The sequence below is a fragment of the Gordonia desulfuricans NBRC 100010 genome (assembly GCF_001485495.1).
GTDB classification, from domain to species: Bacteria; Actinomycetota; Actinomycetes; order Mycobacteriales; family Mycobacteriaceae; genus Gordonia; species Gordonia desulfuricans.
Genome location: NZ_BCNF01000019.1, coordinates 1 through 12,057 on the forward strand (window position 1 = coordinate 1; position 12,057 = coordinate 12,057).

A 12,057-nucleotide genomic window follows, 5' to 3' on the forward strand; every position below is an offset into this window, starting at 1 on the left:
CCGCAACTTCTACTGGGCGGTAACCACCCCTGAGGTGGTCGCGCTGGCGAGCTCGGCCGTCTGAGGTTTCGACACGCCTCGTCGCTACGCTCCTCGTCGGCTCAACCATCAACAACTGCAGCCCACGTGCCGTACTCGTATCCCTTGGTCCGCTCAACCAGCAACAACTGCAGCCGAAGCGCACTACGTCGAATTTCCTTCATCGGATCAACCTGCAACAGCTGCCGTGCTCGTATCCCTTGGTCGGTTCAACCACCAACGGCCAGTAGCTGATCGACCATCAGACGAGGATGCGGGCTATCGTGCGTTGTAGTCGAAGCGCTGTGCGTCGAGTTCTTTGGTCAGGGCGGGTTCGAGAACCCGGGCGGCGGTGGCGGTCAGATGTGAATCGTCCCGGTAGAACAGGATCTTGTTGCGGGCGGGCACGCACCGATTGCCGTCGCACAGCAGGTCGTTGACGTCGACGGTGAGGATGTCGGTGTCGCGGCCGCGGGCCTGCTCGGTGAGGATCGGCTCGTGGCGCGGGACGTTGTCGAGCTCGAAATCGCAACGGCTCCAGTCGTCGAGCGCCCCGGACATGCAATCGGCGACCTGGAAGCCCGGGTACGGGGTGTCGGCGATGTAGACCAGGTCGGCGCCTGTTGCCCGCAGTGTTGCGAGGGTGTCGTTCCAGGCGGACTCGGCGGTCTCGTATTCCGGCGCATACGTCGACAGCGACGAGACGATGACGATCTTCGGGTCGAGTGCGGTGATCGCGCGCAACGAGTCGGCCCGCCACTGCAGGCAGTCCTCCTTGTTGAACGGGTCGCCACGGCCGGGGACGGGCCGCAGGTTCTGCGCCGGGCACGCCGCCTTGGTGAACTGATGGATTCGCCAGCCGTGGGCGTCGCCGATGGTCCGGATGGCCTCCGACCACTGCTCGGCGTGCGAATCACCGAACAACACCACCGGGATACCGTCGACCGGGCCGAACGTGCACTCACGCACCGGGTGGAGTTCGCCCACCGGGAGCAGACATTCGTTGGGCTCTGGCCGGTCGTCGTAGGCCTGGAACGGATTCGGCACCACCGGCCCCGACGTCTCGGCACTCTCCCGACCGAACACCGACTGATAGTTCAGGGCGGCGTTGGCGACGGTGTCGCGGGAGGCGATCTTGACCGTCACCACCCCGACCGTCATGGTGACCGCGAGCCCGACGACGAGGCCGGTGAGCCCCACCGAGATCGACGCCGACCGGTTGGCGCGCAACGTGCGGTTGCCGATGATCGGTTCCTCGAACCAGAGCGTGGATGCCGTCGCGATGGCCAGCGACACGGCGCTGACCGCGAGCAGCGCCGGCCACGATGTGGTGCCTGCCACCGTCTCGAACAACACCAGCGCGGGCCAATGCCACAGATACCACGCATACGACACGCGGCCGAGGAAACGCATCGGTGCGATCGACAGCAGTCCGCCGACGAACCAGAACGACGACGGACCCGGCTTCTCCCCCACCGGATTCAGCTGGCCGGACGCGATGATCGCCACCGCGGCGGCGGTCGGGAGCAGCGCTGCGGTCCCCGGATACGGGGTGTGTGCGTCGATCAGCACCGCGGCCGCGATCACTCCGGCGAGACCCGCCCATCCCAGCACGCCACCGACCACGCGGGCCACCACCGGGACCCGCAGGCACACCATCAGCAGCAGCGGCTCGATCACGGCTAGCAACGCACCGAACCCGAACTGCCACACCCGCGTATAGGTGGCCATGTACGCCGTCGCCGGGTCGACCGGGGTGAGCTGGATGGCCCAGATCAGTGATCCGACGGTGAGTGCGCCGACCACCACCCCGATCGACACCCGCACACCGATGACCTTGCGCAGCACGGTTCTGGACACGAGCGCAGCCGCGGCGAACACGGTGAGCGGCCAGACGAAGTACAGCTGTTCCTCGATGGCCAGGGACCAGAAATGTGTGGCCAGGCTTCCGTCGATGGAACCGGCCAGGTAGTCGGCGTTCTGCGCGAGAAAATGCCAGTTGGCCAGATTCGCCGCCGCGGCAAGCAGATCCAACGACTGCTTGAAGACACGCAACAGTGGCATGGTGAGGACCGCACCGATGAGCGACACCACGATGACCAGTGCGGCGGCCGGGATGATCCGCCGGCACCGTCGGGCATAGAAACCCTTGAACGACAGCGTCCCGGTCTTCTCGTACTCCCGGATCAACAGGCCGGTGATCAGGAACCCGGAGATCACGAAGAAGACGTCCACCCCGACGAAACCGCCGCCGAGACCGGGGATTCGGGCATGGAAGAGGACGACGAGCAGCACCGCCACCCCGCGCAGGCCGGCGATGTCGGTGAAGAACCTCTTGCTCGGCACGGTGGCCGCCGGCACGACCCTCGCCTCGGCAGTCGCCACGGGGCCCGATCCGGCACCCGATCCGTGGGCTGCGGTCACGGTGCCGTCCACGGCAGCACGATGTCGAAGGCGCCGAGCGCCAGCACGGCGAGGAACACGATGACCAGCGTGTACCCGATCACCTCGATCGCGGTCACCCGATTGGTGTTGCGGCCCACCGGCCGACGGTCGGTGCGTTCGGGGCGGGGCAGTCCGTCACCGCTCGTGTCGTCGTGGTTCACGGCTCGACCCGACGACGTGTGCGCGCGGTGAGCACCCGGACGAATTCCACCAGCAACGGACCGGCGAGATAGGTGTAGGTGGCGACGAAGGACGCCATCAGCCAGAAGGAGGCGAGGCCGTAGTCGCCGACGTCGCGGACCAGCAACACCCAGAACACCACCAGCGACACCCCGAGGGAGAACACCCCCAAGGCACTGATCGAGCGGGCCAGGGAGTTGCTGCGCCCCACCGCACCGGTGGGCACCCAGCCGATCTCGCGGCCGATCAGCTTGTGCCAGATGGCGACGGCGTGGGCGAAGCTGTAGGCCATCTGGATGCGCAGCACCTCGAACCGCCAGCGAGTGCGGGACACCAGCGGGAAGACGACGACGTAGACCCACAGGCCGAACAGGAACGGCACCAGCTGCCACGGCCGGATGTCCTCGGGAAAGAAGGCCACCATGATGATGCCCGGCAGGAACACCATGAAGACGTTGACCGCGGTGGTCAGGTAGTAGAACACCCCGGCCCAGTGGGAGAGCGCCTGCCGCAGCGTCATCCGCCGGACCGGCTCGCGCACATGGGTGTTGCGCACCCGCGAGAGCGATCCCATACACCATCGGTACTGCTGGTTGAGGAAGCCGGCGAGGTCGTCGGGGCACAGCCCGCGCGAGAGCACCACCGGCACATAGCGAATCGTGTAACCCAACTGCTGCAGGTGCCGTCCGGTGTGCAGATCCTCGGAATGTTCGATTGGGGTGAACCCGCCGATCCGCTGCAGCGCCGACCGCCGGTACACCGCCGAGGTACCCACGCAGTTGGCGGCACCGAGCTTGTCCCGGGACGGCTGCACCCACCGGTAGAAGAACTCCTGGGTGGCCCCGGCGGTGCGCTCGACCCACCCCATCCGCTCGGTGGTCGCGAAGGTCTGCGGGCTCTGCACGATCGCGACCTGCGGGTCGTCGAGATAAGGCATGAGGTGGGCGAGGAAATCATGTCGCGGGCAGAAATCGGCGTCGAAGATCACCACGAATTCACCGTCGGACACCGAGAACGCGTGCCGCAGATTTCCGGCCTTGCGGAGATGTCCGCGATCGGGTCGGACAATGTAGCGGAATCCGAAATCTTCCGCGAGATCGGCGACCTCCGGCCGGTCCGCATCGTCGAGAACGTGGATCGCCAGCTCGCCGGGCCAGGCCATCGCCGATACGTTGCGGTAGGTGTTCTGCAGGATTTCGAGACTTTCCCCACAAGTCGGCAAGAAGACGTCGACGGACCCGAATCGCGCCGATGGGGGCGACCAGCCGGCGGCGAGTTCTTGATGTGAACGCCAGGTGACGCGCCGGCGACTGATCCCGGTGGCCAACGACAGCACCGTGCCGATCACGTTGATCGCGAGGACCGCCAGCACCGGTAGCAACACCGGTCGCGCAGTGGCGAATTCGACAAGGGACCAGGCGACCAGTGCGAAGGCCAGCAGGAGGACACCGTGAATCCAGCGTTGCTGGGCGCCGAGATATTCGTAGACCTCGTCGTCGGCGGGCGCCGAGACCGGGGGTGCACCGGCGTCGACAACACCGGATTCGGGAATGGCCGGACCCGGATTCTTCTGCCCCGATTCGCCGCCCTGTGGGTCGGCAGGCGCGGGCGTCCCGGCGTCGGGTCGTTCCCACATCGTGATGCCCACGCGAAACAGAATCGGGTACGAACAAGGTCATTGCAAATGTGGCGTCGGCGCCCGCTAACGTCGTCACGTGCATGTGCTGCGGAAAGCCCGACACATAGGCGTGATCGTGTCCGTCGGCGCCGTTCTCGCAGCGTGTTCTACGTCACATTCCGCGGCGGAGAATGCAGACTTCTCGACATCCGCACCATCCATCGATCGGACGATTCTCGCCGCCCGCGGCGAAGTGGTGTCGTCGAGTCCCGGCCTCGATTCCTGGGCGTCGGTGACGCCGGCCGGAACCCGCGCCACCCGGATCGTCTACCGCTCGACGTCGGGTGTGGACGGCGGTGCGACGACGGTGAGCGGGGCGGTGTTCGTCCCCGGCGGCGATCGTCCGGCGGGCGGCTGGCCGCTGATCGCCTATGCACACGGCACCACCGGCATCAGCCGCGACTGCGGACCGTCGGACAACGCCGAGATGTTCGGCGACATCGGCGCCGTCGCCTCCTTCGTGCAGTCGGGTTATGCCGTGGTCACCACCGACTACCAGGGCCTGGGCCTGCGCACCCGCACCGCCGCACACCCCTACCTGGAACCGCGGACCGCCGCCCACAACGTGATCGACGCGGTGCGCGCGGCCCGCGGGATCGAACCGACGATCGGCCCGAACTGGGTGGTGTACGGCGCATCGCAGGGCGGGAACGCCGCGTGGGCGACGGCCGAGAACCAGGCGTCCTACGGCGTCGGGAATCTTCGGGGAGCGGTGGCATCGGTTCCCCTGCTCGACGCCGGCTACCTGGTCGATCGCGCACAGGACGGCACCCTGACCGCCGGGCAGCGCTGGCTGTATCCGATCCTGGTCGGCGGTATCGCGCAGGCCGATCCGTCGATCGATCCCGACGACCACCTGCACGGTCCCGCCGCAGGCCGGCTCGCCACCCTGACCTCGTGTTCCGGCGACCGAGACGCGGTGGCCGCCCAGGTGCGGTCGGCCGATGCGGCGACCTTCCGCGCCGACTCACCGGCCGCGGCGCAGGCACTGCGCACCGCGATCGCACGACAGTCGTTGCCGCAGACCGCCACCGATGTCCCCATCCTCGCGCTGTACGGCAGTGTCGACGACATCATCCCCGTCGACGTCATGGAGGTGACGCTCGGCGAGGGCTGCGCGAAGGGCGACACGGTGCAGCGCGTGCGCCTCGAAGGCCAAGGTCACGCCGCGAATTCCGGTGCGCTGCTCAGAGATTGGATCCATGCACGGTTCGCCGGCCGACCCACCGGTGGCGACTGTTGAGCCGCAACGGAATTCGAGCGATTGATCAACTCCGCCGGCGGGGCCCATCGCGCATGCTGCGGCGATGCCGGTTATGGTCTACGCAACATGGTGGGCTCGGGCGACCTCCCGGCCGGTGGTATTGAGGAGAATCTTCACAGCAATGAAGAGCTTGGTGAAGCGCATCGCGGCGTCGGCCCCGGTATGGGCCTGGATCCTGATGGCGGTCTGCGTCGTCGTCCTCATCGTCGGATTGGTGATCTCGGGAAACCGAAGCGCCCCGACCACGGCCGCGGCCACGACCGCTCCCGCGGGAACGACACCCGCATCCGCACCCACGACACCGGCCACCGTCGAATTCATGGATTCGGCTAAGGCCAACCCCACCGAACCGCGGACGATCGTCCTGCTCGGTGACTCCACCGGCGCATCCCCCACCGGGTGGGCACCCGCCCTGGGTCGTGCGATCAGCGCCTCGCTGCAGCGTCCGGTCGCCACGGCCTACTGGAACACCGAGACCACCGCCTACGGCAAACCGGTCTCACTGGGCACCGGCCCCAACGGGCCCATCGGATTCTGGAACGGCAGCGCCGCCGGTGTGGACGCCGCCTACGCACGCAAGCATCTCGACACGATGATCGGCAAGGACGTCACGCCGAGCATCATCCTGCTGGACTTCGGGCTCACCGAGGACACCACCAAGCCGCTCGCCCCGCAGATCCAGCCGCTGATCACCGACCTGCAGAAGAAGTACCCCGAGGCGGCGATCGCGGTGATCAAGCAGAACCCGCATCGCGACGGTTCCGACGCCCAGCAGATGTCGGGGTTCGCGGCGGCGATGGACACCGAGGGCATCCAGGTGATCGACGTGTACTCGGCGTTCCCCACCGATCCGGCGGCCCGCGCCCAGCTGATGAGCGACGACGTCAACCCCAATGCGGCCGGCCAGGAACTCTGGACCAAGGCCGTGCTGGCGGCATTCGGCCTCACCCCGGCCTGAGGGCGCCGTCCTACCCTGCGAATTTGGATCACTCGACGGACACCGGACTCCTTCCGCATCGGCGGTGAGCACGGCACAATGTTTCTGTAGCAGTTCCTGAGAAACAGCCGTGAATACGTCGAGGAAATCTTATGCAACCGGTCCGGTCACGCACGATGCGGCGTGTTGCGATCGGTGCGACGGCACTGGCGATCGGCGGCGCGATGATCGGGGTGACCACCGCCCCGTTCCCCGCACCGGCCCCGTCCCCTCCCGCGTCGTCGCTGATCACAGCGCTCACCGCGGTGACCGGGGATCCCACCGAACTCGGTGTCGGTGACGCGCAGATCTACCGGATGAGCCGTGACGAGCTCGTCACCACCATCGACGACCTGTACCGCCTGGGCGTGCGCGAGATCCGCGTCGGTGCGCCGTGGACGTTCCTGCAGCAGGGCGGCTCCGACACCACGGCCTGGGGGACCCTCGACACGGTGATCGACGAGGCCCGCGCGCACGGCATGGACGTCTCCGTCGTCATCTCGCTGACCTCCCCGTGGGCCGGGAGCGCCGATCCGGTGCGCGTGGTCGAACGGTTCACCGTGTTCGCGCAACGACTCGCCGGCCGATACAAGGGCAAGGTCTCGGCGTATGAGATCTGGGACGATCCCACCGGTGAGGGCCCGGCGCTCCCGATGACGCCGGAGGACGTGGGCAGTCTGCTCGAGGCGGCGCTGGCCGTCGTGGCGGCCACCGATCCGTCCGTACGGGTGAGCGCACGAAGCATCCATCCCCAGGCCCAGGCGGTCCTGGAGTCACGCGCGGTCGCGACGGCGGAACCGAGCGCCGCCGCAGTTCCCGAGGCCTCCCCGCAGGCGTCGGCACCACCGGCCGTCGAGACCCCGGCGCCGGCGACCGACACCCCCACGACGACGTCGGTCTCCCCGTCACCGACCACCACCTCGACCGCGGACAACGAGGCGCCCGCCACCTCCACGACGTCGGACTCGGCGACGACCAGTTCGCCGAGCACGCCGAGCACCCCGAGCGCGCCCAGCAACCCGCCGAGCGAACCGCCGGTGATCCCGACCGCGCCCACCGTGAGTCCCGGCTCCTTCGGCGATGTGCAGACCCCGCAGCCGACCGAACCCGAGATCACCCCGGTCGTCCCCGAGGACACCGACCCGGCGGGCACGTGAGACCAGAGGGCATCCGGCGGTGAGCCGAGCCCCGCGTGGCACGATCAGTGACGTGGCAACCGCAAAGCAGTGGATCTCCGGCGCCCGTCCGCGCACCCTCCCCAACGCGATCTCACCGGTGATCGCCGGCGTCGGTGCGGCGCTGTACGCCGGTGACGTGGTGTGGTGGAAGGCGGTGCTGGCACTGCTGGTGGCGGTGTCGTTCATCATCGGCGCCAATCTCGCCAACGACTACTCCGACGGCATCCGCGGCACCGACGACGACCGCGTGGGCCCCATGCGTCTGGTCGGATCGGGGGCGGCCGAACCCAAGGCGGTGAAGACCGCGGCATTCGTCTGCTTCGGCGTCGGTGCCGTGTGCGGCCTGGCCCTCGCGGTGACCACCGCATGGTGGCTGGTGGTGGTCGGGGCGATCTGCATCGCCGGCGCCTGGTTCTACACCGGCGGTCCGAAACCCTACGGCTACATCGGACTCGGCGAGATCGCGGTGTTCGTGTTCTTCGGTCTGGTCGCGGTGCTGGGCACCCAGTACGTCACGGCGGGACGAATCGACTGGGCGGGTGTGGCCTGCGCCGTCGGCGTGGGCGCGATCTCGACGTCGGTGCTGGTGGTGAACAACCTGCGCGACATCCCGACCGACGCCGAGTCCGGCAAGATCACCCTGGCGGTGCGGATCGGTGAACGGCCGACGCGGGTGCTGTATCTGACCCTGCTGGCGCTGCCGCTGGTGATGAGCCTGGCATTGGTGGCCGCCACACCGTGGGCACTGATCGGGCTGATCGCTTTGCCGCTCTTCGTGATCGCGGGCCGGCCGGTGGCCACCGGCGCCACCGGCCGTGCGCTGATCCCGTCGATCGGCGGTACCGGTCTGGCGATGCTCGCATGGTCGGTGCTGACCGCGGTGGCGTTGATCGTCGCCTGATCCGGTTCCCGCCGGCGACGGCGGCCGGCTTTCTCACCCCTGGGCGGCCATCGCCTTCGCGTCGGCGCTGCGACCCGGCAGGACGGCCCACGCCGCCAGCGCGCCGACGGCCAGAAGGACCGCACCGCAGGCGAACCCGATGCGATAGCCGTCGACCGGAACGGCCTGGCGGGCGGCGATGGTGACCAGGACGGCCAGCCCGATCGTGCCGCCGAGCTGCCGTGAGCTGTTGAGGATTCCCGAGACCAGACCCGCCTCCCCGGGTGCGACGCCGCGGGTCCCGACGGTACCGATGAGCACCATCGAGCCGCCGATCCCGATGGATGCGACCAGCGACGACACCAGCAGCGCCCAGAAATCGAACTCGCCGGGCATCCGCGCGAACAGCACCATGCCCACCGCCCCGACCAGACCGAGCACACCGATGCTGTTGCGTGCCCCGATCGCCGCGGCCAGCTTGCCCGACAGGGCGATACCGATCACCACCCCGACGCAGAACGGCAGGAACAGCAGTCCGGCGACGTCGGACTCCACATCCCAGACGGTCTGCACGTACAGCGATGCGAAGAAGAATGCCGCCAGCTGTACGGCGGCGAGCATGAAGCCGAAGATGTTGGCCCCCAGCACGCTTCGCGCCGCCAGGATCCGCAACGGCATGAGCGGGTGGTCGGTGGAGCGTTCGACGAGGGCGAAGGCGAGCGCCCCCAGCACCGCGACGACGAAGGCGACGATCGTCGCGGTCTCACCCCAGCCGTGGTCACCGCCGCTGGTCACCGCGTAGACCAGCGCCCCGACCGCCGTGGTCACCAGAATCGCACCGGGGACGTCGAGGTGTCCGACGTCGCGGCGGCGCCCGGCCGGGACGCCCCGGGCGGCGGCGATGAGCGCGACCACCACGATCGGCACGTTGACGAACAGGACCGCCCGCCACGAGAACCATTCGGTGAGAAGGCCGCTGAGGACCACACCGACCGCCCCGCCACCCGCGCCCGCACCACCCCAGAGCGCCATCGCCAGTTTGCGTTGCGCGGCGTCGTCGACCGTGGAGGCCAGTGCCAGGGCCGCCGGGGCGAGCAGCGCACCGGCCGCCCCCTGCACGGCGCGGGCGGCCACCAGCAGGCCGGGACCGGAGGCGAGCCCGCCGACCACACTGGCGACCGCGAAGACCGTGAGCCCGGCGAGCACGACGACCCGCCGGCCCCACAGATCGCCGAGACGACCGCCGAGCAGCATGAACCCGGCGAAGGTCAGCAGGTAGCCGTTGACCACCCATTGCAGGCCGGATGCTCTGAACCCCAGGTCCGAACGGATGTCGGGGAGCGCGATGTTCACCAGCGACATGTCGAGGGCGACCAGGAACTGCAACGTGAAGATCGTCGCGAGCAGGGTCGGATAGTGGACCGGGCGGCCCCCGTACAAGCTCACCGACGTCCCGACCGTCGCCGCGCTGATCGACCGGCTACCCGAGTACGCCCGGGACTACAGCGTGCGCGAGGCCGTCGCCGCACAGATCGACGGGGTGCTGTTGCGGATGCGGCCGGACCGGTAGCCGCACACCCACAGCCGAAATATCAGTTGCGTTCCGCGGGTACGAGTTCCAGGCATTCGACACCCCAGCCGAGCGGGGACGTCGACGCGACCGACCAACCGGCCTGCGCGACGAGCCGGCCGAGGTCGGCGAGGTTGCGGGGCGGGACACCGATCGCACCCAACGTGACCAGGGCCTGCTCGGCGGCGCGGGCGTTGAGGCCGTCGAGTTCGGTGGATTCCATCAGGTACACGGTGTCGGTGACGGTGCGCAGGTCGTCGAGGTGTGCGAGAACCTCTGCGTCCGTGCGGTGTTCGAGTGCCGAGGCGAGCAGGATCGGGGTGTCGGCGGGCCAGGAGTCGGCAAAGGCGAGATCGTCGGAGTCCCAGCCCTCCCGCAGCGCGCGCAGTGGTTCGGGATCTTCGACGACGACCAGTTCCGCAGCGATCTCGGCGATCCGCAGACCGTCGGCCACGACCAGCGCCGACGGACCGCCGAGCGCGATGCGGGATCGGTCGGCCCAGAACGGGAGTCGGGAGAGCGCCGGCATCAGGAACCGCAGGCCCTCCGCCTCGTCGACCAGCTCGGCGTACTCCGACGACGACGCGGTGACGGTGTCGCGCAGGGTGTTCCCGGTCCGCGTCGCCCAGCCGGTGCCACCGGCACCGAGACCGTCGGCCAGATCACCCAGGGCCACCACCTGATCGGCGTACAGCCCGACGAACTCCTCCTGGGCATGCTCGTCGTCGAGCAGTGCATCGCCCACCGCACCGGCACGGTAGTGGTCGGCGTCGACGCGCAGGATGTCACAGTCGACGAGGATGGCCAGCAGCGGATCGAGTTGTCCGGCCGTGACATTCGCACGCCGTTCCAGGGCGGCGCGGGGAGCCGGCTCCAGTGCCACCTCGGTGAGCAGGCCCAGTTTCAGTGCCGCACGGGTGGCCAGCCACGGCACCGGTGAGGTGATCGGCGTGGCCACCGGACCGGCCGCCTCCTCGGCGGTGGCCGCATCGGCGTCGGACTCTTCGCGCACATGCCAGTACCCGGTGATCGCCATGTGCGACTTGGGGATTGCCCACTCCCGTTTGGCATGCCGACGGACCGGGAGCAGCGCCCGGCTCTCGGCGGCGGCCCACACGTAGACCGGCCCCTCCCCCGGTGTCAGCTTCTGCGCCGCGGCGAGCAGCGCCTCGGCGTCCCCCGGTTGGGCGACGACGAAGTCGGCCGAGTCACCGGGACGGGTGACGATCGCCTGGATCGCCGCCTCGGTGGCGACGGTGATCAGTGCGTGTACCGGGATGTCGAGGGGCCGCTCGTCGAAGAACCGGGTGATCGCCGGTAGCGCGGTCTCATCGCCGATCAGGATCAGCTCGGCGACGTCGTCGGGGAGGACCAGGGAGGCCTTGGGGCCGACGAACCACAGGTCGCTGCCCGGCACGGCGGCGCGCGCCCACTCCTCGGCGGGCCCGTTGGCGACCTGGCCGTCGGTGTGGACGACGAAGTCGAACTGTGCCTCGAGGACGTCGGCGTCGACGTGATGCGGGGTGTAGTCACGGGTCACGCGGTGCTCCGACGGCAGCCAGTCGATGCCGTTGGCGTTCTGTCGGGGCAGCGCGTCGGCGATGTCGCCGCCGGGCGCGAAGATCAGTTTGACGTGGTCGTCGAAGGCCGGCGGCGCGAACGCCGGGAAGGACATGCCGTCGCGGGCGAATGCGCCGAGTTCCTCACCGCCGACGGTGATGCGTCGCATGCGGGGCGTGATGTCCTCGACACGGCGTACCTGCACGTGCCGCAGGACCAGGGAGTGAGCTCGGAATGCGGAACGACTCATCGACGGTGTCCACCCCTGTTCAGGTCTGCGTTTCGGTCGCAGACCACCGTACCGTGCA

Annotated in this window: 10 protein-coding genes; 4 read left to right on the forward strand and 6 right to left on the reverse strand. The window is 68.8% G+C overall.

Going from position 1 to position 12,057, the window contains the following annotated elements; translation table 11 throughout:
* Positions 1–297 precede the first annotated feature (297 nt).
* The 3 genes from GD1_RS02945 to GD1_RS02955 are packed head-to-tail and all read right to left on the reverse strand — an operon-like array spanning position 298 to position 4,279.
* Positions 298–2,403: an acyltransferase family protein gene (locus GD1_RS02945; RefSeq protein WP_059035565.1), complete on the reverse strand. Its 2,106-nt coding sequence runs from the start codon at positions 2,401–2,403 to the stop codon at positions 298–300.
* A gap of 35 nt (positions 2,404–2,438) precedes the next feature.
* Positions 2,439–2,624: a hypothetical protein gene (locus GD1_RS02950; RefSeq protein WP_059035533.1), complete on the reverse strand. Its 186-nt coding sequence runs from the start codon at positions 2,622–2,624 to the stop codon at positions 2,439–2,441.
* Complete coding sequence (locus tag GD1_RS02955) at positions 2,621–4,279, reverse strand: glycosyltransferase family 2 protein (RefSeq protein WP_083533818.1); 1,659 nt, start codon at positions 4,277–4,279, stop codon at positions 2,621–2,623. Before GD1_RS02955 ends, GD1_RS02950 begins: the two co-directional genes overlap by 4 nt.
* A gap of 238 nt (positions 4,280–4,517) precedes the next feature.
* Here GD1_RS02955 and GD1_RS02960 point away from each other — a divergent pair, with 238 nt between their 5' ends.
* Positions 4,518–5,564, forward strand: a complete 1,047-nt coding sequence (locus GD1_RS02960) for a lipase family protein (RefSeq protein WP_244882491.1) — start codon at positions 4,518–4,520, stop codon at positions 5,562–5,564.
* Between the two features lie 78 nt (positions 5,565–5,642).
* Here GD1_RS02960 and GD1_RS25345 read toward each other — a convergent pair whose 3' ends face one another.
* Entirely contained in the window at positions 5,643–5,906 is a 264-nt protein-coding gene (locus GD1_RS25345; protein WP_238403683.1) for a hypothetical protein, read from the reverse strand.
* On the opposite strand from GD1_RS25345, the gene GD1_RS02965 reads away from it, so the two are divergent.
* From GD1_RS02965 to GD1_RS02975, 3 genes are all read left to right on the forward strand, one after another.
* A complete protein-coding gene (locus GD1_RS02965) occupies positions 5,800–6,543 on the forward strand; it encodes an SGNH/GDSL hydrolase family protein (RefSeq protein ID WP_244882493.1) in 744 nt (247 codons plus the stop codon). The genes GD1_RS25345 and GD1_RS02965 overlap by 107 nt on opposite strands.
* A gap of 155 nt (positions 6,544–6,698) precedes the next feature.
* Positions 6,699–7,718: a hypothetical protein gene (locus GD1_RS02970; protein ID WP_157079362.1), complete on the forward strand. Its 1,020-nt coding sequence runs from the start codon at positions 6,699–6,701 to the stop codon at positions 7,716–7,718.
* A gap of 52 nt (positions 7,719–7,770) precedes the next feature.
* Complete coding sequence (locus GD1_RS02975) at positions 7,771–8,640, forward strand: 1,4-dihydroxy-2-naphthoate polyprenyltransferase (RefSeq protein WP_020793320.1); 870 nt, start codon at positions 7,771–7,773, stop codon at positions 8,638–8,640.
* Positions 8,641–8,673: 33 nt separating this feature from the next.
* Here the strand turns inward: GD1_RS02975 and GD1_RS02980 are convergent, their stop codons facing one another.
* Complete coding sequence (locus GD1_RS02980) at positions 8,674–10,065, reverse strand: MFS transporter (RefSeq protein WP_059035539.1); 1,392 nt, start codon at positions 10,063–10,065, stop codon at positions 8,674–8,676.
* Positions 10,066–10,211: 146 nt separating this feature from the next.
* Positions 10,212–11,999, reverse strand: coding sequence for a siderophore-interacting protein (locus GD1_RS02985; RefSeq protein ID WP_059035541.1), 1,788 nt, complete (start codon positions 11,997–11,999; stop codon positions 10,212–10,214).
* Between the last annotated feature and the right edge of the window lie 58 nt (positions 12,000–12,057).

Coding starts and splice junctions, on each gene's coding strand:
- GD1_RS02955 (WP_083533818.1), bottom strand. CDS start 4,279: ATGTGGGAACGACCCGACGCCGGGACGCCCGCGCCTGCCGACCCACAG.
- GD1_RS25345 (WP_238403683.1), bottom strand. CDS start 5,906: ATGAATTCGACGGTGGCCGGTGTCGTGGGTGCGGATGCGGGTGTCGTT.
- GD1_RS02970 (WP_157079362.1), top strand. CDS start 6,699: ATGCGGCGTGTTGCGATCGGTGCGACGGCACTGGCGATCGGCGGCGCG.
- GD1_RS02985 (WP_059035541.1), bottom strand. CDS start 11,999: ATGAGTCGTTCCGCATTCCGAGCTCACTCCCTGGTCCTGCGGCACGTG.